Raw genomic sequence first — 23,273 nt, 5'->3', positions numbered from 1 at the left:
GCGCCCGGCCGCCGTACGGAAGGAAGTGCCGTGGCCTCCCCACGACTGCTGCGCAGATGTCTGTTCGCCGCCCTGTCCGCCGTCCTCGTCGCGAGCGCGGCGACCGGCGCGGCGCAGGCGGAGACGCCCAGGGCCACCGCCGCCGCGGTGACGTTCTCGGACACCTTCGACGGACCGGCCGGGGCCGCCGTCGACTCCTCGAAATGGCAGACCGAGACCGGCGACAACGTCAACAACCACGAGCGGCAGTACTACACCTCGGGCACCAGGAACGCGGCCCTGGACGGCCAGGGGCATCTGGTCATCACCGCACGGCGCGAGAACCCCGCCAACTACCAGTGCTGGTACGGCACCTGCCAGTACACCTCGGCCCGGCTGAACACCTCGGGGAAGTTCACCGCCCAGTACGGGCACGTCGAAGCCCGTATGAAGATCCCGCGCGGGCAGGGCATGTGGCCGGCGTTCTGGATGCTGGGCACGCCGGTCAACTGGCCGGACTCGGGCGAGATCGACGTCATGGAGAACGTCGGCTTCGAGCCCTCCACCGTGCACGGCACGATCCACGGGCCCGGCTACTCCGGCTCCGGCGGCATCGGCGCCGCCTACACCCTGCCGGGCGGCCAGGCCTTCGCCGACGCCTTCCACACCTTCGCCGTCGACTGGGCGCCCGACTCGATCACCTGGTCCGTGGACGGCAACGTCTACCAGCGCCGCACCCCCGCCGACCTGGGCGGCAAGACCTGGGTGTTCAACAAGCCGTTCTTCCTGATCCTCAACCTCGCGGTCGGCGGCTACTGGCCCGGCGACCCCGACGGCTCCACGGCCTTCCCGCAGCAGCTGGTGGTGGACTCGGTGTCGGTCACCACGAGCGACACGGCCACCGGCACGGCGATCAGGGGCCTGGCCGGCAAGTGCGTGGACGTCGCCGGCGCGAACCCCGCCAACGGCACCCCCGTGCAGCTCTACGACTGCAACGGCACCGGCGCCCAGCAGTGGACGGTGGGCTCCGACGGCACGCTGCGCGCGCTCGGCAAGTGCCTGGACGTCACCGGCAACGGCACGGCGGACGGCTCGACCGTCCAGCTGTGGGACTGCACCGGCGGCCCGAACCAGAAGTGGACGGTCACCGGGGCGCACGACATCGTCAATCCGCAGGCGAACGAGTGCCTCGACGTCACCGGCAACGGCACGGCGGACGGCTCGACCGTCCAGCTGTGGGACTGCACCGGCGCCCCGAACCAGAAGTGGACGGTCACCGGGGCGCACGACATCGTCAATCCGCAGGCGAACAAGTGCCTCGACGTCACCGGCAACAACTCGGCCAACGGCACCCGCCTGCAGATCTGGTCCTGCACGGGCGGCGCCAACCAGAAGTGGACGGTCGGCTGACGGCCGCTAGTGGAGTCTCCAGGTGAACTTGTCGCCGCCGACCCAGCGCACCACGTCCGGATCGTCCATGTCGTGGACCGTGATGCCGAACGCCGCCGCGGCCTCCAGGACGTCGGTGACGTCCTTGGCCTCACCGACCACTTCGCCGTCGATCTCCACGATCCGGAACGGAGGCGTGCCCGGCTGCACTCCGAGCACCATGATCCGCGGATGAGAGAGGTAGGGAGCTGCTTGTTCGGTCATGCAATTCAGCGTAGGACGCAACCGGCCGATCCGGCTCGGGCAGGTCACGCCTGGAGAAGCTCCAGCACAGCGGCCTCGACGGCGCCCTGTGGATGGGACGCCCGAAGTCCCCGTGCTCGCCCAGCCGGGTGAGCACGGGGCGACGGTCCGCCCCTCGTCGAACAGCTCGATGACCCGCGGGTCGATTTAGTTAGGAGGCCCGGCACACCGCCGGCGTGTTGCCCAAGTGGCTGACCTCGCGGACGGCGCGGGCCTCCTTCGTCCCCACGGCGAGCGCGACGGCGGCCAGCACCGTGGCGTGCCAGGTCCGGAAGTCCTTGGCGGTGATCTCCGTCCCCGACAGCCGGCGCACGGCCTCGTTGAGGTCGGCGCCGTGCAGGTCGTGCCAGGCTCCGCCCTGTCTCACGGCCGCCGACTCAGGGCCGCCGCCGGTCGTCGCCGCGCAGATGGGAGCCGGCCTGCGGTCCCATGCGGAGCATGCCGCCGTCCACGCTCCAGGAGGCCCCGGTGACGTAGGAGGCGTCGGGACCGGCGTGGAAGGCGATCACGGCGGCCACCTCCCGGGCGTCGCCCGGACGGCCGAGCGGGACGCCGGGACGGGACACCGGGCCGCCCGCTGCCCGCACAGGAACGGGCCGATCAGGTCGACGTCCAGGACCTCGCGCACGGTGTCGAGCTCCGGGTCGAGGAACGGCGCCATGGTGCCCGTACCGGCGTTGTCGACGAGGACGTCGAGGCGGCCGAGGCGCCCGGCGAGGTCGTCGACGGTGTCGGCGGCCCCGGGGAGGGCGGTGAGGTCCAGCCGGGCGACCTCGGCGCGCCGCCCGACGGCCCGGACCTCCTCGGCGGTCTCCTCCGCGCCCTTGTGGTCGGTGTGGAAGGTGATGCCCACGTCCAGGCCGTCCCGCGCGAGGCGTACGGCGGTGGCCCGGCCGATGCCGGAGTCGGAACCGATGACCACGGCCACCCTGGCGGGAGCTGATGGAGACATCGCCGACCCCCTCGTGAATGGTGCCGGGCGAGGCTTCGCAGTACCCGTGGGGGGGACCGGACAAACAGTGCGGCCCGGGCGCCGCTGGGGAACCCTGGACGTGGAGGTGACCATGGATCCCGTCGAGGCACTGGAGCGGATCGCCTTTCTGCTGGAGCGGTCCCTGGCGCCGACGTACCGCGTACGCGCCTTCCGTACGGCGGCCCGGGTCCTGACGTCGCTGCCCGAGGACGAGGTGCGTGAGCGGGCCGACGCCGGGACGCTGGAGTCGCTCAAGGGCGTCGGCCCCAAGACGGCGCAGGTGGTGCGGGAGGCCCTGGCCGGGCAGCTGCCCGGCTACCTGGGGAAGCTGGAGACCGAGGCAGCGGCGCCCCGTGGCGAACGGCGCGGCGAGCGGCTGCGGGCGCTGCTGCGCGGCGACTGCCATCTGCACTCCGACTGGTCGGACGGCGGCAGCCCGATCGAGGAGATGGGGCGGGCCGCGGCGGCGCTCGGCCACGAGTGGGCGGTGCTGACCGACCACTCCCCCAGGCTCACCGTGGCCCGCGGCCTGTCCCCGGAGCGGTTGCGGCAGCAGCTGGACGTGGTGGCCGGGCTCAACGCCGGCTGGGCTCCCTTCCGGCTGCTCACCGGCATCGAGTGCGACATCCTCGACGACGGCTCGCTCGACCAGGAGCCGGAGCTGCTCGAACGGCTCGACGTGGTCGTGGTGTCGGTGCACTCCAAGCTGCGCATGGACGCCCGCGCGATGACCCGCCGCATGGTGGCGGCCGTCCGCGATCCGCACTCCGACGTCCTCGGGCACTGCACCGGGCGGCTGCTGACCGGGCGGGGCCGGCCGGAGTCGGAGTTCGAGGCCGACGAGGTGTTCGCCGCCCTGGCCGAGACGGGCACCGCGCTGGAGATCAACAGCCGGCCCGAACGGCAGGACCCGCCGCGGCGGCTGCTGCGCCGGGCGGTGGAGGCGGGCGTGCTGTTCTCCGTCGACACCGACGCACACGCCCCCGGCCAGCTGGACTGGCAGATCCTCGGCTGCGCCCGGGCCGAGGAGTGCGGGGTGCCGGCCGAGCGCGTGGTGAACACCTGGTCGCGAAAGGACCTGCTCGCCTGGGCGGAGCGACGCGCCCTGCCCGCAGGAGTGCCGGGCACCTGACGTGGTACCCGGGCAGTCGACCGTACGGCCGCGCAAGGGGCGGCCGGAGAGAAGGAGCGCGCATGGAACGGGCGGCCGTGTTCGACGTCGACGGGACCCTCGCCGACACCAACCACCTGCACGTGGTGACCTGGTGGGAAGCCTTCCGGCAGGCGGGGCACGACATCCCCATGCACGCCGTCCACCGCTCCATCGGACTGGGCTCCGAAGACCTGGTCGCCCGGCTGCTCGGCGACCGGCGGGACAAGGACCGGGACGCCGAACTGAGCGCCGCGCACAAGGCGTTGTACGCCCAGTACTTCGACCGGCTGCCCGCCTTCCGGGACGCAGGCCGCCTGCTGCGCCGCCTGGACCACGACGGCTGGCAGGTGGTGCTGGCCACCTCCGCGAGCGGCCCCGAGCTGTCCGCGCTGCGCCGCGCCATCTCGGCCGACGACGCGATCACCGCCACCGCGAGCGCCGACGACGTCGAGGAGGGCAAGCCGGCACCCGAGCCCGTCGAACACGCCCTGGAGCTGGCCGGGGTGCCGCCCGAGCGGGCGGTGTTCGTCGGCGACACGGTGTGGGACATGCGCGCGGGCAGCCGGGCCGGCGTGCGCTGCGTGGGCGTGCTGTGCGGCGGCATCCCCCGCCACGACCTGGAGGAGGCGGGCGCCGAGGCGGTCTACGACGACCCCGCGCATCTGCTGGCCTCGCTGAAGGACGGTCCGTTCGCCTGAGTGCGCCATGTCACAAGGATCGGCCCGCTGCGGCGCCGCGATCTCGGACACCCGTAGGCGCATGAGCAGGACGAAGGCGGTGTTCAGGCACGCGATGCCCGCCTGGCGGCGGGGGGCCGGGAGGGCGGCTCGCTCGGTGCGGGCGGCCTGGCGGTCACCGGGCCGGGAACGGGACCTGGTGGTGCAGTCGTTGAAGGCGGCCGGGGCGGCGCTGCTCGCCTGGGTCGTGGCGAGCGACGGGATGAACGACCCGATGGCCCTGATGGCGCCCTGGGTGGCGCTGCTGCTGGTGCAGGCCACGGTGTACAGCTCGCTGCGGCAGGCGGCGCAGCAGTTCGCGGCGATCTGCGTCGGCACCCTGTGCGCGTCGGGGGCGCAGGCCCTGACCGGGACGACGCTGGGCGCGCTCGCGCTGTGCCTGCCGGTGCTGATGCTGCTGTCGAACTGGTCGCGCTTCGGCGACCAGGGGGTCTACACGGCGACGACGGCGGTGTTCACGCTGGCCTCGGGCACCGTGAACGCGACGGCGGTCGGGCACCGGCTGGGGCAGGCGGCGCTGGGCGCGGTGATCGGGGTGGCCGTCAACGCGCTCGTGCTGCCGCCGATCCATCTGCGGGACGTGCGCGAGAACCTCGCGGCCCTCGCCCGGGAGGCCGGGGACGTGCTGCGCACGGTCGCGGACGATCTGCGGCACGAGCGCTGGGACACGCGGACCACGGCCGGCTGGTCGCGGGCCACGGCCCGGCTGGAGCAGCGGATGGAGGCGCTGCGCTCGGCGCGCCGCTGGAGCCGGGAGAGCCTGCGGCTGACGAGCCGGCCGCTGCGGGCCCTGCGCCGGGTTCCCGCGGCGGTGCCCGAGGGGTCGGAGGACGAGCGCTTCAGCCGGGTCACGGGGCATGTGGGGAGTCTGGTGCGCACGCTCGTGGTCGCCGCCGAGGACGGGCGTACGCCCGCGCTGCCCGAGGGGCGGGTGCTGCGGACGTACGCGCGGATGCTGGAGCTGATCGCCGAGGCGTGCGCCGCGGAGGGGTCCCGGCTGCTGGACGGCCGCGGTGTCGAGGGCGCGGACGGCGAGGGCGAGGAGGCCCGGCAGGATCTGCACCGGTGGCTGCAGGAGGAACTGCGCGAGCAGGCGGCCGGTGGGGCGGACCGGACGACCGTGCTCGGCTCGCTGGTGCTGCAGGCGGAGAACCTGTGGGTGGACTCCGTTCCCGCCGCGGCGCAGGTGACTCAGATCACCGTCGAGGAGGCCCAACGGCGGAACACCCGGCGGTAGTTCTCCGTTGAACAAGCCGTGGGTGTGGACGGGACAGTGTCCCCGGGCCTCACCTTTCGCCCACAGGGACGATCGTCCGGCTGAAGCCCTGTGGAGCCTTTCGCCGAGAGGCGACCGCCGTCCGCGCCCACACCTGTACCGCCCCGACCGGCATCCCCCCGTCCGGTCGGGGCTTTTCCTCGTCCCGGAGCCGCCGGACGCGCTTGACTTCGAGCGCACTCGAATCCGTAGCGTTCCCGCATGAGCACTGCACAGCACAAGATCGGATCCGGATTCGGTGCGACCAGCACCGCCGACGACGTCCTGGAGGGCCTGGACCTCACCGGGAAGCTGGCCCTCGTCACCGGCGGCTACTCGGGCCTCGGCCTGGAGACCACCCGTGCCCTCACCAAGGCGGGCGCCCGGGTGGTCGTCCCGGCCCGGCGCCGGGCCACGGCCGAGGAGGCGCTCGCCGGTCTCGACGGCGTCGAGGTGGACGAACTGGACCTCGCCGACCTGGAGAGCGTGCGCTCCTTCGCCGAGCGGTTCCTGGCCTCCGGACGCGTCCTCGACATCGTCATCGACAACGCGGGGATCATGGCCTGCCCCGAGACCCGGGTGGGGCCCGGCTGGGAGGCGCAGTTCGCCACCAACCACCTCGGCCACTTCGCCCTCGTCAACCGCCTCTGGCCGGCGATCGCGCCGGGCGGCGCCCGGGTGGTCTCCGTCTCCTCCCGCGCCCACCACTTCTCCGGGATCCGCTGGGACGACGTCCACTGGCAGCGGGGCTACGACAAGTGGCAGGCCTACGGCCAGGCAAAGACCGCGAACGTCCTGTTCGCCGTCCACCTCGACCGGCTGGGCCGTGACGTCGGGGTCCGCGCCTTCTCCCTCCACCCGGGCGGCATCCTCACCCCGCTCCAGCGGCACATCCCCAAGGAGGAGATGGTCGAGCGCGGCTGGATCGACGAGGACGGCAACATCCTCAACCCCGAGGGCTTCAAGACCCCCGAGCAGGGCGCGGCCACCCAGGTCTGGGCGGCGACCTCACCCCAGCTCGACGGCCTCGGCGGCGTCTACCTGGAGGACTGCGACATCGCCGAACCCGCGCCGGCCGACGCGACCACCGGCGTCAAGCCCTGGGCGATCGACCCCGACCAGGCGTCCCGCCTGTGGGACCTGTCGGCGGAACTGACGGGCGTGAACGCCTTCGCGTCCTAGCCGAGAACCGACTCCCGGGGCCCGTACAGGGCGGCCGGCGCTCCCGCCGCCAGGGCCCAGTAACGGTCCCCGTACGACCAGTGCCACCACTCGGTCGGGTAGTTGACCAGCCCGGCCGCGCCCAGCGCCGCTCCCAGCACCGCACGGTGCGCCCGCGCCTCGGCCCCGAGGTTCCCGGCACCGGTGTAACAGGCGCCGTCGCTCTGCTCGGGACTGGCGTTCATCGGTGTCCCCAGGTCCAGTTCGCGGCCGTCGGCGTCGGCGAGGGTCAGGTCGACCGCCGCTCCGGCGCTGTGCGGCGCGAGGTCGGGCGGGGACACGTAGCGGCTCGCGGCGTCGTGGATCCGGCCGGCCGGCCAGTCCGGGTGGGCGGTTCGCAGTTCGCCGGCGTACCGCTCGAAGATGCGACGCTGGAGGGGCGGCGGCCGGTACCCCTCCACGAACAGCAGCCGCAGACCGTCGGGCAGCAGGGTCTGCGCGAGGCGGAGGCGCTCCAGGACTCCGCGGCGCAGATGGACCTCGGCGCCGCGGGAGTCCTCGTGCTTGCGGTCGTCGACCAGCAGCGCCCCACGGACGTCCACGAGTGGTTCGCCGTTGTCCTCGACGGGGACGGCGGCGACCCGGGCGTCGGACATCAAGATGATCTCGGTCATGGCCCGATCATTCCCCGGCCGTCCCGCCGCCGGCTCAGTTCGTCATGAACTCGCTCAGGTCGGCGGTGAGTCGGTCGGCGTGGGTGACGAACAGGCCGTGGCCGGCGTCGTCGTAGGTCTTCAGGGTGGCGGCGGGCAGGAGGCGGGCCGCGCGGCGGGCGGTCGTCTCCAGGGGGGCCGAGGTGTCGTGGGTGCCGTGGACGACGAGGACCGGCAGGTCGATCTTGGGCAGTTCGGGGGCGACGTCCACGGAGGCGACGAGTTCCTGGACCGCGGCCGTGGAGTGCGGCGAGGAGAGCTGGGCGCGCTGGACGAAGTACCGCATGAACGCCTCGGACACCTCGTTGCCCGGCCGGTCCACGGCGAAGAAACCGGCGATGCCGTCCTGGAAGAAGGCCGGCCGGTCCCGGCGGCACACCTCGTTGGCGGCGCGCACGGCGTCGGGGTCCAGACCGTCCGGGTTGTCTGCGGTGCGCACCACGCCCGGCGCGATGCCGGCGACGAAGGCGACCCGGGCCACCCGGTCGGCGCCGTGCCGGGTGAGGCAGCGGGTGATCTCGACGGAGCCCATCGAGTGGCCGATCAGCGTGGCCTCGCGCAGGTCGAGGTGGTCGAGGAGGCCGTACAGGTCGTCGGCGAGGGTGTCGAGGTCGAAGCCGTTCCAGACGTCGTCGGAGCGGCCGTGCCCGCGCCGGTCGAGGCTGACGCAGCGGTGGCCCGCCGCGGCCAGCGCCGGCATCTGGAACTCCCACATCTCGGAGCCGAGGTAGGCGCTGTTGACGAAGGCGGCCACCGGTCCGCCGGCCGGTCCGTAGTCGACGTAGTGCAGCCGCGTACCGTCGGCGGGGCTGGTGAAGTACGGCATGGGACGGCCTCCTGGTCCGGTGCGGTGGGTACGTCCTCCATGGTTCCGGCGGACGCCGCCGGGGTCGATTACCTCCGGGGTCATGCCGGGCGGCCGGTGAACCGGCACCGCACGGGTACTCGGTCGGCTCGTCCAGCGAGCGAAGGAGCCGATGGTGAGCAGCACAGCGGGCAGCAGGATCGTGGTCACGGGCGCCACCGGAAACGTCGGCACCAGCGTGGTGCGCGCGCTCTCGGAGAACTCGGACGTCGGCTCCGTACTGGGGCTGGCCCGGCGCATCCCCGACTGGTCGCCGCCCCGGACGGACTGGTCCGCGGTCGACCTGTCCTCCGAACAGGTCGACCTGGCCGCGGAGTTCGCGGACGCCGACGCGGTGATCCATCTGGCGTGGGCGTTCCAGCCGACGCACGATCCGGCGACCACCTGGCGCACGAACGTCCTCGGCGGCATCCGGGTGTTCGAGGCGGTGGCGGCGGCCGGGGTGCCGACCCTGGTGCACGCCTCGTCGGTGGGCGCCTACTCTCCGGGGCCGAAGGATCGCGCGGTGGACGAGTCGTGGCCGACGCACGGCTGGCCGGACGCCGCGTACTGCCGCGAGAAGGCGTATCTGGAGCGGGCGCTGGACGCGTTCGAGCACCAGCATCCCGAGGTGCGGGTGGTCCGGATGCGGCCGGCGTTCCTGTTCAAGCGGGAGTCGGCCAGCGAGCAGCGCCGCATCTTCGGCGGCCGCTTCCTGCCCGGCCCGCTGGCCCGCCCCGAACTGCTGCCGTTCCTGCCCGACGTGCCCGGCCTGCGGGTCCAGGCGCTGCACACCGACGACGCGGCCGCCGCGTACGTCGCGGCGCTCGGCACGGAGACCCGCGGCGCCTTCAACCTGGCCGCCGAGCCCTGGGTGGACGCGGAGCTGCTGGCCGAGATGCTGGACACCCGCCCGGTCCGGCTGCCCCGCGCCGCGGCCCGCTCGGCCATCGCCGCGGCCTGGAACCTGCACCTGCTGCCCGCCTCGCCGCACCTGTTCGACGCGGTGCTGCGCCTGCCCCTGATGGACTGCACACGCGCGCGGGTCGAACTGGGCTGGGCGCCGCGGCACTCGGCCACCGAGGTCCTCCGGGAGTTCCTGCACGGCCTCCAGCAGGGCGAAGGCGCCCCCACGGAGCCGATGCGGGGGCGCAAGGCGGGCTGAGCCGGCAGCTGGGCCCTGTCGGGGCGGCTGAGCCCGGCCGGGAAGGCCCCTCGGGCGCCGTCCACGCCGGAGCGGGGACGCGGCGCCCCCACATCAGGGCCGAGCCGCGACGGCGGCAAGTCGGCCGAGGCCTGGTGATGGGAACGGGAAACGCATCCCAGGAGACGGAAAGCGCGCTCAGGCCGCTACGAAGTCCCCTCGGACGTCCTCTCCTCCAGCCGCTCCCGTTGGGGCACCACCGTGTACTTCGGGTCCTCTGCGGAGGCGACGCCCGCCGCGAAGACCCCGAAGCGGGTGCAGGCGGAGGCGGCGAGGAGGGCCAGGCCGGAGGTGACCGCGACCGGGCGCCGGTCGCCGAAGAGGGCGGCGGCGACCGCGCCGCCGATCGTGAGGGCGCGGGCGGTGCGCAGCAGCGTGCCGGCCCGGCCTTCCTTCCAGGTCTCGGCGACCATGCCCAGCCGCCGCTCCGCGGCCTTCTCCATCGCCGTGTCGGCGACGGCCGCCAGCCCGGCGGCGCAGCGGGCGGGCAGGTTCTCGCCGGTCGGGCCGGCCACCAGCGCCATGCCGGAGGCGGCGGCCGTCGCCGACGCCGCGAACAGGTAGGGCAGTTCGCGGTGGGCGCCGTGCCAGGCCGGTACGGCGGTGTCCGCGGCCAGCACCCCGGTGTACGTGGCGACGGCAGGGCCGAGCAGCGCGGCGGCGCCGGTTGCCACGCCCCCCAGACGCGGCAACCGGCCGGTCACGGCGCTCGCGGCGGCCACCCCCGCCGCGGGCCCGTACGCGCCGAGGAGCCAGGACCCCATGCTCATCGGCGAGGTCGGCTTGAACACCCGCAGCATGTTCGCGAAGCGGCTCGGCTTGCCGAGGTCGTGGACGAGGGCCGCGGCCGAGAGGGAGACGGCGGTGAGCGAGGACACCTTCAGTGCCGTCGCGGTGGTCGTCCGCCCCGTCAGGTGCGCCCCCGCCGCCAGCACCGAGCCCGCGCCCGCGAGCCCGCCGAGGAAGAAGTACCCGGCGATGTCGGTGGCTTCCCAGGAGGGCTTCTTGATGACCGGACGGCCGTAGTAGGACCGGAACTCGGCCCGGGGGACGACCGGTTGCTCGCCGCGCCGGCGCCGGCCGCGGCGCGCGTTCTGGATGACGCTCATCGCCGGCCCCTTCCCGCCGTGGCGACGAAGCACGCCGCGACGCCGCCCAGCAGGGACAGGGCGGCGGCGCCCGCGTGCTTCCACATGGCCGGCAGGTCCCGGGTGGTGACCACGGGGTCCGGCGGCAGCCCGTACACCTCGGGCTCGTCCAGGAGCAGGAAGAACGCGCCGTCGCCGCCCACACCGTCGTCCGGGTCATGGCCGTACAGCCGGGCCTCGGGAACGCCCGCCTCGTGCAGCTGGTCGACCCTGAGGGCGGCCCGCTCGCGCAGTTCGTCCAGCGGCCCGAACTGGATGGACTCGGTGGGGCAGGCCTTGGCGCAGGCCGGTTCCTGTCCTGCGCCAAGGCGGTCGTAGCACATCGTGCACTTGAACGCGCGTCCGTCGTGCGGTCGTTGCTCGATGACGCCGTAGGGACAGGCGGGCACGCAGTACCCGCAGCCGTTGCAGATGTCCTCCTGGACCACGACCGTGCCGAACTCGGTGCGGAACAGGGAGCCGGTGGGGCAGACGTCGAGGCAGGCGGCGTGCGTGCAGTGCTTGCACACGTCGGAGGACATCAGCCAGCGCAGCTCGCCGTCACCGCCGACGGGCGTCTCCTGCGCGGTCGACCCGCCTTCCACCACGGGCAGTCGGGTGCGGCCGTCCGGCCGGGGCTGCTCGATGAAGGCGACGTGCCGCCAGGTGGAGGCGCCGAGGGCCTGTGTGTTGTCGTAGGACATGGCGGTGAGGGACAGGCCGTCCTCGGGGACGGCGTTCCACTCCTTGCAGGCCACCTCACAGGCCTTGCAGCCGATGCACACGGAGGTGTCGGTGAAGAACCCGACGCGTTCCTCGCTCACTTGCGTGTCTCCGTTCCGGTGTCCGAGGTGATGCCCGCCCGCCTGCGGTAGTCGGCGACCAGCCTCGGCAGGTCCGGTCCGCGCGGCCGGCGGCCCGGGCGGATGTCGGCGGTCAGCGCCTTGTCCTCCTGGATGTGCGCGTTGGGGTCGAGGGCGATGGCGGTCAGCTCGTTGGCGGCGTCGCCGGTCACCACTCCGTTGGGACCCCAGTGGAAGGGCAGGCCGATCTGGTGGACGACCCGGCCCTGCACGCGGAGGGGCCGGATGCGCTCGGTCACCAGGACCCGGGCCTCGACGGCGTTGCGGGCGGTGACGACGGTCGCCCAGCCGCCGTTCTCCAGGCCCCGTTCGCGGGCCAGCTCGGGCGAGACCTCGCAGAAGAACTCCGGTTGCAGCTCGGACAGATACCCCGACCAGCGGCTCATCCCGCCGGCCGTGAAGTGCTCGGTGAGCCGATGGGTGGTGACGATGTACGGGAAGACCTCGGCGCCCTTCTCGTCACCGCTCGGGTGGTAGCGGTTGCCCTCGCGCGGCAGCAGCCGGCGGACGGGGCTGCGCGGGGTGGAGGGGTACAGGGCGTTGGGGAACGGGGAGTCCTGGGGCTCGTAGTGGGTGGGCATGGGCCCGTCCTCCAGGCCGGCTGGCGTGAACAGCCAGCCCTTGCCGTCGGCCTGCATGATGAACGGGTCGTCGCCGCGCAGCGCGTCGGTTCCGACGGCGTCCTCGTCGGGGACGTGGTCCGGGGCGCGGTCGGGCACGAAGTCCGGGACGTCCCGGCCGGTCCACTTCCCCTCCTCCGGGTCCCACCAGACGTACTTCTTGCGGTCGCTCCAGGGAGTGCCGTCGGGCGCGGCCGAGGCGCGGTTGTAGAGGATGCGGCGGTTGGCGGGCCAGGCCCAGGCCCATTCGGCGGCCACCCAGTCCTGTTCCCACTGGGGCTTCTTGCGGGCGGCCTGGTTGACGCCGTCGGCGTAGACGCCGCAGTAGATCCAGCAGCCGCAGCGGGTGGAGCCGTCGTCCTTGAGCTCGGTGTACGCGCTCAAGGGGGAGTCGTCCGGGCCGTGGCCGCTGATCTCGGCGAGGATCGCGTCGGCGACGGGCTCGTCCAGTTCGCCGGTGACCGGGTAGTCCCATGTCAGGTCCTGGATCGGGCGGTCCATGGGGTCGGTGGAGCCGGCGAGCCGCTCCTTGATCCGGCGGCCCAGGTGGTACATGAACCACAGGTCGCTGCGCGCGTCTCCCTCGGGTTCCACGGCGGCGTAGTGCCACTGCACCCAGCGGTTGGTGTTGGTGAAGGAGCCCGACTTCTCGGTGTGGGCGGCGGCCGGGAAGAAGAACACCTCGGTGCCGATGTCCTCGGTGCGCAGCTCCCCGGTCTCGATCTCGGGGCCGTCCTTCCACCAGGTGGCCGACTCGATGAGGGAGAAGTCCCGCACCACCAGCCACTCCAGGTTGGCCATGCCCAGGCGCTGCAGGCGCGTGTTGGCCGAGCCGACGGCCGGGTTCTCGCCGAGCAGGAAGTAGCCCTTGCAGTCGCCGTCGAGCTGGGCCATGACGGTGTCGTAGGTGGAGTGGGAGCCGGTCAGGCGCGGCAGGTGGTCGAAGCAGAAGTCGTTGCCGGGGGTGGCGGCGTCGCCGTAGTAGGCCTTCAGCAGGCTGACGATGTAGGCCCGCATGTTCGACCAGAAGCCCTTGACCGTGCGGGTCGTCTCGACGTGGTTGTCGAGGTTCATGTCCTCGTGCGCGTGCGGCATCGGGATGTAGCCGGGCAGCAGGTTGTACAGGGTGGGGATGTCGCTGGAGCCCTGGATGGAGGCGTGGCCGCGCAGTGCCTGGATGCCGCCGCCGGGCCGGCCGATGTTGCCCAGCAGCAGCTGCAGGACGCTCGCGGCGCGGATGAACTGGGAGCCGGTGGTGTGCTGGGTCCAGCCGACGGCGTAGCAGAAGGCGCTGGTGCGGTCGGGGCCGGAGTTGGCGGTCAGGGCGTCGCACACGCGCCGGAAGGTCTCGCGGGGGATGCCGCAGACGTCCTCGACCATCTCCGGCGTGTACCGGGCGTAGTGGCGCTTGAGGACCTGGTAGACGCAGCGCGGGTGCTGGAGCGTGTCGTCGGTGGGGGCGCGGTGTCCGGTGCGGGCGCCGCCGGAGCCGTGCGCCTCGGCGCCGGCCGTCTTGTGGGTGCGCTCCGCGTACAGCTCGTCGGCCTCGCCCGCGGGCTGCTGGATCTCCACGCCCTCGTACTGCCAGCTGGCGGGATCGTAGTGGAGCTTGTCCTCGTCGAGTCCGGAGAAGACGCCGTCGAGGTCCTCGGTGCCCCGGAAGTCCTCGCCGACCAGGGTGGCGGCGTTGGTGTAGCGCAGGACGTACTCGCGGAAGTCCTTGCCCTCGGTCAGGACGTGGTTGATGATCCCGCCGAGGAAGGCGATGTCGGTGCCCGCGCGGATCGGCACGTACAGATCGGAGAGCGCGCTGGTGCGGTTGAAGCGGGGGTCGACGTCGATGATGAGGGCGCCGCGCTTCTTGGCCTCCATCACCCACTGGAAGCCGACGGGGTGGCACTCGGCGAAGTTGGAGCCCTCGATGACGATGCAGTCGGCGTGCTGCAGGTCCTGCATGAAGGTGGTGGCGCCGCCGCGGCCGAAGGAGGTGCCGAGGCCGGCGACGGTGGCGCTGTGGCAGACCCGGGCCTGGTTCTCCACCTGGACCACGCCGAGGCCGGTCAGCAGCTTCTTGATGAGGTAGTTCTCCTCGTTGTCGAGGGTCGCGCCGCCCAGACTGGCGATGCCCATGGTGCGGGCGGTGCGCATCCCCTCGTACTCCCACTCCCAGGTCTCCCGCCGGGTGCGGATCACCCGCTCGGCCACCATGTCCATGGCGGTCTCCAGGTCCAGCGGCTCCCAGGCGGAGCTGTAGGGGCGCCGGTAGAGGACCTGGTGCTCGCGGGCCGGCCCGGTGGTCAGCTGGAGGCTCGCCGAGCCCTTCGGGCACAGCCGGCCGCGGCTGACCGGGGAGGCGGGGTCGCCCTCGATCTGGACGACCTTCTCGTCCTTGACGTAGACCTGCTGCCCGCAGCCGACCGCGCAGTACGGGCAGACGGACTGCACGACGCGGTCCGCGCTGTCGGTGCGCGGACGCAGTTTCTCGGTGTGCGGCGACTTCGCGGCGCTCCCGCGGGCCGTCCGGTCGGTTCCGCCGAGTTGACGGTAGACGGGCCAGGAGCGGACCCGGTCGCCGATACCCATGGTGGCTCCCTGTCAGGCGGAGGACTCGTCCGGTTCGGGGTGTTCGGGATGCACGGTCGCGGACCGCGGCCCACCCTGACGGCCGGTGCCGGCCTCGTCGGTGTCGGGCAGGCCGGAGCCGGACTCATCCTCGTCCGCGGCGGGAAGGGGCACGTCCAGTGGGTCCTCGCCCTCGATGACCTGCTGATCCGGCAGGTCCCTCGGCACGGGCTCGCCGTCCTGTCCCGTACGGTGTCGATCCGCCACGGCGCACTCCTTTCGCGTCGTCGAGCGACACGCGAGTACCTCCGGCGGTGACCGGTGAAACATGGGCCGACGAGCGCCCCGCAAGGGGCGCGGGGAACGGCGCGACCAGCCACAACGCGCCCGCGGTCGCCGAACTACCCCCGCTGTCCACCCCCTGACGCGGAGCCTTACCGCGGAGCCCTTACCGCGGAGCCCGCTCCTCCAGCGCCGTCTGCCACGCCGGCACGGGCCCTTCGGCCGCCGGTTCCAGCCGGCGCCCGCCCCGGCCGAAGAAGTCGGCCAGCGGCAGGATCGCCGCCCCGACGGTCACCGCGTCCGGCCCCAGCCGCCCCAGCTCGATGGCGACCTTCTCGGCCGGATGGCGCAGGGCGTACGAAGTCGCGTACCGCCGCACGGCGGGCAGGAACCGGGCACCCAGCTGAAGCCCGCCCCAGCCGCCGATCAGAATGCGCTCGGGCTGGAAGAGGTTGATCAGATCGGACAGACCGGCGCCCAGGTACTCGGCGGTCTCCTCCAGCACCCCGAGCGCGACGGGGTCGGCCGTCCCGCCCCCGGCAGGGTAGGCGGCGGCCAGCATCGCGGACAGCGCCGTCTCCTCGTCGGCACCCTCCGGCGGCCGTCCCCCCTCTTCGCGCCAGCGATCCAGCAGGGACTCCGCGCCCGCGTACGCCTCCAGGCAGCCGAGCGCGCCGCACCGGCAGCGGCGCCCCCTGACCCGTACGGTCAGATGCCCCCACTCGACGGCGCGACCGTGTTCCACCTCGGGCGTGACCAGGCAGGCGCCGACGCCGGAGCCGAACAGCACGACGATGGCGTTGCGCGCCCCGCGCCCGGCGCCGAACCACATCTCGGCCTGGCCGAGGGTCTTGGCGCCGTTGTCGATGAAGTAGCGCACGGAGTCCGGCAGCCGGGAGGTGGTCCGCAGCAGGGACTCCAGCGGGACCGCGTCCCAGCCGATGGTCTGGCCGTGCACGACGGCGCCGCGGTCCGGGGTGCGCTCGACGATGCCGGGGACGCCGATGCCGACGCCGAGAAGCTGTTCGGGCGGGATGCCCGCCTCGTCCAGCACCTCGGCGATCCCGTCGCGGATGTGCCCGACGATGACCTCGACCTCGTACCGCTGCTGCTCCAGCGGCCGTTCGGCGCGGGCGAGTTCGGTGAGGGTGAGGTCGAACAGCTCGACGCGGACGCGGGTCTCGCCGACGTCGACGCCGATCATGTGACCGGCACCGGGGGCCACCCGCAGCAGGGTGCGGGGGCGGCCGCCGTCGGAGTCGACGCTGCCGGCCTCCTCGACCAGGCCGTCGGTGACGAGGTCGGCGACGACGTTGCTGACCGAGCCGGAGCTCAGCCCGGTCGCCGGACCGAGCTCGAAGCGGCTGAGGGGTCCGTCGAAGTAGAGCCGTTGCAGCACCGCCGTGCGGTTCGCCCGCCTGAGGTCGCGCACGGTGCGCCCGTTCCGCCCCGCCATATGGCTCCTTCCGAACCCTGCCGACCTGCAACATACCTCTGCGGGCGGGTTCGGCGCGACATTCCTCCAACCCTTAGTTCACGATGTGAGCTAAGAGGCGCGGTCCCGGATGGCGTCCAGGGCCGCGACGAGCTCCGGCGCGACCGCCTTCTCCCGCCACCGGACGTGGTCCTCCCCCATCGCCCGCGGCACGGTCTCGACCAGCATGATCAGGTAGAGATAGGCGCGGTAGAGGGCGAGGCGGAGCAGCGCCGGGGTGTCGAACTCGGCGTGTCCGCCGGCCTCCCGGTAGCCCGCCAGGAACGCCTCGTCCTTCCTGATGTCCCCGAGCAGGGCCAGGGAGACGAACTCGGCCAGCGGGTCGCCCCAGAACATGCGCTCGCCGTCGATGAGACCCCCGACCCGCGCGGGGCCGGCCGAGCGGTCCACGAGGATGTTGCCGTCCCACAGGTCGAAGTGGACGAGGGCCGGGACGGTGACCTCGCCGAGCGCGTCGTAGGCGGTGCCGAGCGTGCGGGCCACCTCGTCGACGGGCCTCGGCAGCCGGGCCCCGAAGCGGCGGGCGTCGTCGAGGACGGCGTCGAGCATCCCGGTGAAGGCGGTCCGCCAGTCCGCGGCCGGCGGGCCGAGCGCGCCGGAGGGATAGCCGAAGGCGGGTCCGGTGATCCGGTGCAGCGCGGCCACGTGCCGCCCCAACTCCCGCCGCAGCGAGCTCTGCTCGGCTTCTGTGAGCGAAGTGTCCCAGGGGTCGCCGGGCGATGCGGTCATCAGCAGGACGCCGCCGTCCTCGTCCAGCGCGAGCAGGCGGGGCGCCGGCACCCCGGCGGCCTGGGCGCCGCGGTAGAACTCCGCCTCGGAGACGAGGAGCCGCTTCTCGTGGCTCAGCCCCGGTGCGTCCGGCGCGGCCTTGAGCACATGGCGGCCGCCGTCGGTGAGGGTGAGTTCCTCGACGGTGTTGTAGGTCCCGCCGGTGAGGGGGCGCAGGCCGGCCAGCCGCCCGGGCGGGATGCCCGCGTCCTGGAGGATGCGCCGGGCCCGTTCCCAGGAGTCCACCACCGTGCGCCCACTCTCCCCTCGGTCAGCCGGCCGCGTACACGTCCTCGACGTAACGGCCGTCCGCGATCAGCGCGTCGAGCCAGTCCACGGCCGCCGCGTCGTCCGCGCCCGGCACGTGGTGACGGTACAGCGTACGGAACGCCTCCCGGACGCCGGGCGCCATTTTCGAACCGTCGCCGCAGACGTACACCCGGGCCCCCGCGGCGAGCAGCTCCCAGACCTCGCCGGCCTCGGCGGCGACGCGGTGCTGCACGAAGGTGCCCGCGGTACTGAAGGCGGGCCGCAGCGACACGGCTCCGGCGGCCTCGGCGGCGCGCAGTTCCTCGGCGTGCAGGAAGTCGGCGTCGGGCGCGTCGCAGCCGAAGTAGCAGAGCGCAGGGGCGAGTTCGGCTCCGGCGGCGAGGGCGGCCGTACGGTCGGCGACGGCTCCGCGGAAGGGGGCCAGGCCCGTGCCCGCCGCGATCATGATCACGGGCGTGGAGGCGTCGATCCGGAAGGCGTCCCGGCAGGGCTGGACGCGGGCGTACACCGTGTCGCCGGGTTGAAGGGAGACGAGGTAGCCGGATCCGGTGCCCCGGTGGACGCCGTTGCCCGAGCGTGCGGGGGCTTCGAGCAGGGACACCATGAGGTCCGCGTGGGCGGGGCTCACGGCCGGGGAGGACGAGATGGAGTAGTGGCGGGGGCGCAGCGGGGTGAGGACCTCCAGGAGCGTCGGCCAGTCCAGGACCCCGCGCAGGGCGGGATGGTCCTCGATCACCTCCACGAGCGTGCGGGGGTCGTCGGCGGCGAGGGCGGCGAGCGAGGCCCGTTCGGGCGGGCAGGGGTTGGCCGCGGCGAGGGCGGCCAGCTGGGCGGGGGTGGGCCGCTGTTGCAACTCGACGTGGCACGACAGGAGCTGACGTATCGTCAGTGAGCGGTCCGGTGCCGGGCTGTCGCGGCGGGGGCGGGTGGCGCGGATGTCCAGGACGGCGTCGGGGTCGACGCCGAGTGCGCAGGCGGCCCGGTCGACGAGGGCCGGGGCGTTGGCGGGGAGCACGGTGAGGTGGTCCGCCGTGCGGTAGGCGGTGCCGTCGGGGAGGGCCACCCGCACGAAGCGCTTACGGCGTGGATGGCCCGGGGCGGTGAGGTCGCGGGTCTCGGTGACGGTCATCGGGACGAGGCCGTGGCGCTCGGCGAGGGCGTCCAGGTGGCTGCCGGTGAGGGTGCGCACCTCGTAGGCCGCGGGGGCGGGTTCGGCCGTCGGGGCGGTGGCGTCCGGGTCGCCGTACTGCTGGAGGAGGGCCCTGCGCAGCCGGGCCGTGAAGTCCGCCACCGCCCCGCCGAGATCGCCCGAGGCGTCGGCGGCGGCGCGGTCGAGCAGCCGGGCGGCGCCCAGTTCGGCGAGGCGGTCGTCGACGCGGGTCGGGAAGTGCTGGTAGGTGGCGGCCCAGTTGCGGTCGCCGACGCCGAGGACGGCGTAGGTGACGTCGGTGAGGTCGTGGGTGCCCTCCAGCCAGGCGGCGAAGGCGGTGGCGTCGTCGGTGGGGCGGCCGTTGTAGGAGGCGGCGGTCGGCCACAGCCGCAGCGCCTCGTTGAGGACCTGCCGGGTGTACGTCAGCCTGCCGACCTCGTCGTACGTCGGCTCCGGGTCGGCCGTGTCGCCCCACAGGGCGTCCGCCTCGCGCTGGACGAGGCGCAGCACGGTCGGGTTCTTGGCCAGGTGGTACAGGGCGAAGGACATCGCGCCGGAGGTCGTCTCGTGGCCGGCGATCAGGAAGGTGATGACCTGGTTGCGGATGTTGGCGGGGTCGAGGGTGGTGCCGTCGGCCGGGTGCCGGGCGCCGAGCATCAGACCGAGGAGGTCCCCGGCGCCGCTCTGGTCGGTGCCGGTGCGGGCGGCGATGACGTCGTCGACGACCTGGGCCAGGTAGGCGGCGTCGTCCCGGAAGGCGGCGTCGGCGGCGGAGTGGTCCTCGCCGGGGACGCGGGCGAGCCGGGTCATGGCCCACTCCAGGCAGCGGACCATGGCCTCGACGAACGGGTGGGGCTCGGCGCGTTCGAAGGAGCCGAAGTCGTGGTCGAAGCCGGCGAGTCCGATGGTGTCGAGGGTCATACGGGTCATGTCGCCGGGCACGTCGACCGGCCGGCCGGCACGGGCGTCGCGGTCCCAGGAGGCGATGAGCCGGCGGGCCACCCTCAGCATGACCGGGTGGTAGGTGCGCATCGAGCCGAGCGCGAAGGCGGGCATGAGGATGTCGTGCGCCTTGGCCCAGTTGGGCTCGTCGTCGTACGCCGTGAACAGTCCGTCGGCGGCGAACGCGCGGACGTTCTCCAGCGCGGGTCCGATGTGCTTGGCGAAGCGCTTCTCGTCGGCGAGGTCGGTCACCAGGTCGAGGTCGGCGACGAACAGCGCGTCCCGTCCGTGCAGCCGCCGCACCAGCACCGGCCCGTGCTGGCGCATCAGGCCCATGAGCTGCTGGATGGGGGTGCGGCCGGGGCCGGTGGCGCTGATGTCGACGACGGGGACGCCGGGGAGGGTGTCGGTGGTGCGGGGGTGCGGCGCGGTGGGGGGGCATGGCGCGACAACTGCCTTTCGCGGTACGGGAGTACTGCGATCAAGGTTCGTCGAGGAAGGCGGGCGGACCGCGCCGCCGCACTACATGATCATGTAGTCAAGTCCTCGCCAAGGGGCTTGCGCGGGGCGTCAGTCGGTGTCCGCGCCGGGTGCCGGGGCGGTGCTGCCGCGGGGGACGAGGCGGGTCGGCAGCAGGACGTGCCGGGCGGGGTCGGCGTCGGGGTCGGCGATCAGGCTCAGGACCAGTTCGCCCGCCTCCCGGCCCATGTCGGCGGGCGACTGCGCCACCGTCGTCAGGTCGAACAGCTCGGCGACCGGCTGGTCGTCGAAGCCGAGGACGGACATCCGCTCGGGCACCTCGATCCTGGACCTGCGTAGGGTCCAGATCAGGGAGACGGCGAGCTCGTCCTGCTCGGCGAAGACCGCGGTGGGCGGCTCGCGCAGGCCGAGCAGCTCCCCCAGGGCCTCGGCGACGGCGCGCCGGTCCGCGGCCGGCGCGGCCACCACCAGGGAGTCGTCTAGGGGGACGCCCGCCTCGGTGAGCGCGCGCCGGTGGCCGAGGAGTCGTTCGTGGGAACTGAAGGAGAAGCCGGTGGGGCCCGCGCTCTGCATGAAGGCGATGCGGCGGTGCCCGAGGTGGAGCAGGTGCCGGGTGCCGGCCTCGGCCGCGGCGCCGTCGTCGACGTACACGCTCGGCCGGCCGTCGGCGTGCTGGCTGACGTAGACGACGGGCATGCCGAGGTCGTCGAGGCGGGCGATCTCCTCGTCGGTGAGGTCGAAGCTGAAGACCAGCAGGGCGTCGGCGTTGCGCCGGGCCGGCAACCGCTCGAAGAACGCGGCGCGTTCGGCGAGGTCGGGGGTGACGTAGACGGTCAGTTCCAGGTCCGCGGCCCGCAGCAGGGGGCCGAGGGCGGACAGGGCCGAGCCCATGAACCACGAGTCCAGGGTGGGCACGAGCGCCGCGACGACCCCGGTCCGGCCGGTCACCAGGCTGGAGGCGTGCCGGGAGACCGCGAAGTTCAGCGCGCGGGCGGCCTTCTCCACCCGGGCGCGTACGTCGGGCGAGACGTTCGACAGCCCGCGCAGGGTGCGCGAGACGGTGGAGACGGAGACCCCGGCGCGTTCGGCGACGTCGGCCATCGTGGGGTGCCGTCGGGCGGGCGGCATGGGCGGACGCTAGCACAGGTGTGCGCGGTTCGTGACAGCGCTGCCAGGGCATTACTCACCCGTAACGCATTGACGGTCCGAGCCGGGACCGTTCAGGCTTGCAAGCGTTGTCACGACCGAGGAGCACGCACCGAATGTCCACCTCCGCCGTACCTTGGTGGCGCGATGCCGTCATCTATCAGGTCTACATCCGCAGCTTCGCCGACGGGAACGGCGACGGCGTCGGCGACATCGCCGGCATCCGCTCCCGGCTGCCGTATCTGAAGTGGCTCGGCGTCGACGCCGTCTGGATCAACCCCTGGTACCGGTCGCCGATGGCCGACCACGGCTACGACGTCGCCGACTACCGCGAGATCGACCCGCTGTTCGGCACGCTGGAGGAGGCCGAGCGGCTGATCGAGGAGGCGCACGCGCACGGCATCCGCGTCATCCCCGACATCGTGCCCAACCACACCTCCGACCGGCACGCCTGGTTCCGGGCGGCGCTGGCGGCGGGGCCGGGCAGCCCGGAGCGGGAGCGGTACGTCTTCCGGCAGGGCCGCGGGCCCGACGGCGCCGAGCCGCCCAACGACTGGGTCTCCTGCTTCGGCGGCCCGGCCTGGACCCGGCTGCCCGACGGGGAGTGGTACCTGCACCTGTTCGCCCCCGAGCAGCCCGACCTGAACTGGCAGCACCCGGAGGTGCGCGCGGAGTTCGAGTCGATCCTCAGGTTCTGGTTCGCCCGGGGCGTCGACGGCTTCCGGATCGACGTCGCGCACGGGCTGATCAAGCACCCGGAGCTGCCCGACCTTCCGCCGCCCCTGGAGGAGAAGGGACCGCGGCGGCATCTGGACCACCCGCACTGGGACCGTGACGAGGTGCACGACATCTACCGGTCCTGGCGCCGGGTGGCCGACGAGTTCCCGGGCGACCGCTCGTTCGTCGCCGAGGCCTGGGCGGACACCCCCGAGCGGCTCGCCGCCTACGTCCGCGCCGACGGCCTGCACACTGCGTTCAACTTCGACTTCCTGATGTCCAGTTGGGACGCCAAGGACCTGCGGGCCGTCATCGACGACTCCCTCTCCATGCTCGGCGCGGTGGGCGCGCCGGCCACCTGGGTGCTCTCCAACCACGACGTCGTACGCCATCCCAGCCGCTACGGCCGCAAGACCGCCCGGCGGTGGACGGTGAACGAGCCCTACCGGGCCGAGGGCCCCCTCGACCTGGAGCTCGGCACGCTCCGTGCCCGCGCGGCCGCCCTGCTGATGCTCGCCCTGCCCGGCGGCGCCTACGTCTACCAGGGCGAGGAGCTGGGTCTGCCGGAGGTCGAGGACCTGCCGGAGTCCGTGCTCCAGGACCCGGTCTGGGAGCGCTCCGGGCACGCCGACCGCGGGCGGGACGGCTGCCGGGTGCCGATCCCGTGGTCCGGGTCGAGCCCGCCCTACGGCTTCAGCCCGGACGGCGCGCGGGGCGAACCGTGGCTGCCGCAGCCCGCGGCCTGGGCCGGCCGCGGAATGGCGGAGCAGCGGGGCGACGAGCACTCGATGCTGGAGCTGTACCGCGCCGCGCTGCGGCTGCGCCGCGAGCATCCCGCGCTCGGCGACGGTGACCTGACGTGGCTCGACGCCCCGGCCGGCGTGCTGGTGTTCGGCCGCGAGCCCGGGTTCGTGTGCGCGGTCAACCTCTCCGCCGAGGGGTACCGGCTGCCCGCGCACACCTCGTTGCTGCTGGCGAGCGGCCCCGTCGAGGACGGTGTGCTCGCGCCCGACCACGCGGCCTGGCTGGCGGTGTAGCGCGGCACCGCGGGCAGGTTCGTCCGGCGTCCCCTGAGGGCGCGGGCCGGCTCGTTCGCCGCCGCATGATGGGGTGGCTCGTGTGGGCGCCGGGTGACGGGAG

General features: G+C 73.4%; 19 protein-coding genes and 1 pseudogene. 7 read left to right on the top strand and 13 right to left on the bottom strand.

Going from position 1 to position 23,273, the window contains the following annotated elements; all coding sequences use genetic code 11:
- The first annotated feature begins 30 nt into the window (after positions 1–30).
- On the top strand, positions 31–1,389 hold the full coding sequence (locus tag M8J74_RS25265; protein ID WP_249838648.1) for a ricin-type beta-trefoil lectin domain protein: 1,359 nt from the start codon (positions 31–33) through the stop codon (positions 1,387–1,389).
- 6 nt (positions 1,390–1,395) lie between these two features.
- On the opposite strand, the gene M8J74_RS25260 is transcribed toward M8J74_RS25265, so the two are convergent.
- From M8J74_RS25260 to M8J74_RS25250, 3 genes and pseudogenes are all read right to left on the bottom strand, one after another.
- Positions 1,396–1,632, bottom strand: coding sequence for a hypothetical protein (locus M8J74_RS25260; RefSeq protein ID WP_249838647.1), 237 nt, complete (start codon positions 1,630–1,632; stop codon positions 1,396–1,398).
- Between the two features lie 190 nt (positions 1,633–1,822).
- A complete protein-coding gene (locus M8J74_RS25255) occupies positions 1,823–2,038 on the bottom strand; it encodes a hypothetical protein (RefSeq protein ID WP_249838646.1) in 216 nt (71 codons plus the stop codon).
- 10 nt (positions 2,039–2,048) lie between these two features.
- Positions 2,049–2,623 (bottom strand): annotated as a pseudogene (locus tag M8J74_RS25250) (SDR family oxidoreductase).
- Positions 2,624–2,735: 112 nt separating this feature from the next.
- Between M8J74_RS25250 and M8J74_RS25245 the strand changes: the two are divergent.
- The 4 genes from M8J74_RS25245 (at position 2,736) to M8J74_RS25230 (ending at position 6,971) form a co-directional block, all read left to right on the top strand.
- Entirely contained in the window at positions 2,736–3,776 is a 1,041-nt protein-coding gene (locus M8J74_RS25245; protein WP_249838645.1) for a PHP domain-containing protein, read from the top strand.
- 62 nt (positions 3,777–3,838) lie between these two features.
- Entirely contained in the window at positions 3,839–4,495 is a 657-nt protein-coding gene (locus M8J74_RS25240) for an HAD family hydrolase (protein WP_249838644.1), read from the top strand.
- A 61-nt stretch (positions 4,496–4,556) separates the two neighbouring features.
- Positions 4,557–5,771 carry an FUSC family protein gene (locus tag M8J74_RS25235; RefSeq protein ID WP_372500261.1) on the top strand — a complete coding sequence of 405 codons (1,215 nt, stop codon included), beginning with the start codon at positions 4,557–4,559 and terminating at the stop codon, positions 5,769–5,771.
- Between the two features lie 240 nt (positions 5,772–6,011).
- Positions 6,012–6,971 (top strand): SDR family NAD(P)-dependent oxidoreductase, encoded by a 960-nt coding sequence (locus M8J74_RS25230; protein WP_249838643.1) that lies wholly within the window; start codon positions 6,012–6,014, stop codon positions 6,969–6,971.
- On the opposite strand, the gene M8J74_RS25225 is transcribed toward M8J74_RS25230, so the two are convergent.
- A complete protein-coding gene (locus tag M8J74_RS25225; RefSeq protein WP_249838642.1) occupies positions 6,968–7,624 on the bottom strand; it encodes a M15 family metallopeptidase in 657 nt (218 codons plus the stop codon). The two genes, M8J74_RS25230 and M8J74_RS25225, sit on opposite strands and share 4 nt — an antisense overlap.
- A 34-nt stretch (positions 7,625–7,658) precedes the next feature.
- A complete protein-coding gene (locus M8J74_RS25220; RefSeq protein WP_249838641.1) occupies positions 7,659–8,489 on the bottom strand; it encodes an alpha/beta fold hydrolase in 831 nt (276 codons plus the stop codon).
- A gap of 154 nt (positions 8,490–8,643) precedes the next feature.
- Here M8J74_RS25220 and M8J74_RS25215 point away from each other — a divergent pair, with 154 nt between their 5' ends.
- A complete protein-coding gene (locus M8J74_RS25215) occupies positions 8,644–9,672 on the top strand; it encodes an SDR family oxidoreductase (RefSeq protein WP_249838682.1) in 1,029 nt (342 codons plus the stop codon).
- Positions 9,673–9,857: 185 nt separating this feature from the next.
- Here the strand turns inward: M8J74_RS25215 and nrfD are convergent, their stop codons facing one another.
- From nrfD to M8J74_RS25175, 8 genes are all read right to left on the bottom strand, one after another.
- Entirely contained in the window at positions 9,858–10,820 is a 963-nt protein-coding gene (nrfD, locus tag M8J74_RS25210; protein WP_249838640.1) for an NrfD/PsrC family molybdoenzyme membrane anchor subunit, read from the bottom strand.
- The gene (locus tag M8J74_RS25205; RefSeq protein ID WP_249838639.1) at positions 10,817–11,662 is read right to left on the bottom strand and encodes a 4Fe-4S dicluster domain-containing protein; all 846 of its coding nucleotides are present in this window, start codon (positions 11,660–11,662) and stop codon (positions 10,817–10,819) included. Before M8J74_RS25205 ends, nrfD begins: the two co-directional genes overlap by 4 nt.
- The gene (gene fdh / locus M8J74_RS25200; protein WP_249838638.1) at positions 11,659–14,904 is read right to left on the bottom strand and encodes a formate dehydrogenase; all 3,246 of its coding nucleotides are present in this window, start codon (positions 14,902–14,904) and stop codon (positions 11,659–11,661) included. The genes M8J74_RS25205 and fdh overlap by 4 nt, the downstream gene beginning before the upstream one ends.
- Positions 14,905–14,916: 12 nt before the next feature.
- Positions 14,917–15,150 carry a hypothetical protein gene (locus M8J74_RS25195; RefSeq protein ID WP_249838637.1) on the bottom strand — a complete coding sequence of 78 codons (234 nt, stop codon included), beginning with the start codon at positions 15,148–15,150 and terminating at the stop codon, positions 14,917–14,919.
- Between the two features lie 181 nt (positions 15,151–15,331).
- Positions 15,332–16,621 (bottom strand): ROK family transcriptional regulator, encoded by a 1,290-nt coding sequence (locus tag M8J74_RS25190; protein WP_249838636.1) that lies wholly within the window; start codon positions 16,619–16,621, stop codon positions 15,332–15,334.
- 90 nt (positions 16,622–16,711) lie between these two features.
- Positions 16,712–17,677: a phosphotransferase family protein gene (locus M8J74_RS25185; protein WP_249838635.1), complete on the bottom strand. Its 966-nt coding sequence runs from the start codon at positions 17,675–17,677 to the stop codon at positions 16,712–16,714.
- 22 nt (positions 17,678–17,699) lie between these two features.
- Complete coding sequence (locus M8J74_RS25180; protein WP_249838634.1) at positions 17,700–20,126, bottom strand: cytochrome P450; 2,427 nt, start codon at positions 20,124–20,126, stop codon at positions 17,700–17,702.
- A gap of 234 nt (positions 20,127–20,360) precedes the next feature.
- A complete protein-coding gene (locus M8J74_RS25175; protein WP_249838633.1) occupies positions 20,361–21,398 on the bottom strand; it encodes a LacI family DNA-binding transcriptional regulator in 1,038 nt (345 codons plus the stop codon).
- Positions 21,399–21,532: 134 nt separating this feature from the next.
- Here M8J74_RS25175 and M8J74_RS25170 point away from each other — a divergent pair, with 134 nt between their 5' ends.
- Entirely contained in the window at positions 21,533–23,170 is a 1,638-nt protein-coding gene (locus M8J74_RS25170; protein ID WP_249838632.1) for a glycoside hydrolase family 13 protein, read from the top strand.
- Positions 23,171–23,273 lie beyond the last annotated feature (103 nt).

The organism is Streptomyces panaciradicis (assembly GCF_023516615.1).
Lineage (GTDB): Bacteria > Actinomycetota > Actinomycetes > Streptomycetales > Streptomycetaceae > Streptomyces > Streptomyces panaciradicis.
The sequence above is the reverse complement of the archived record's forward strand: the minus strand, read 5'-3'. Positions and strand labels throughout refer to the sequence as shown.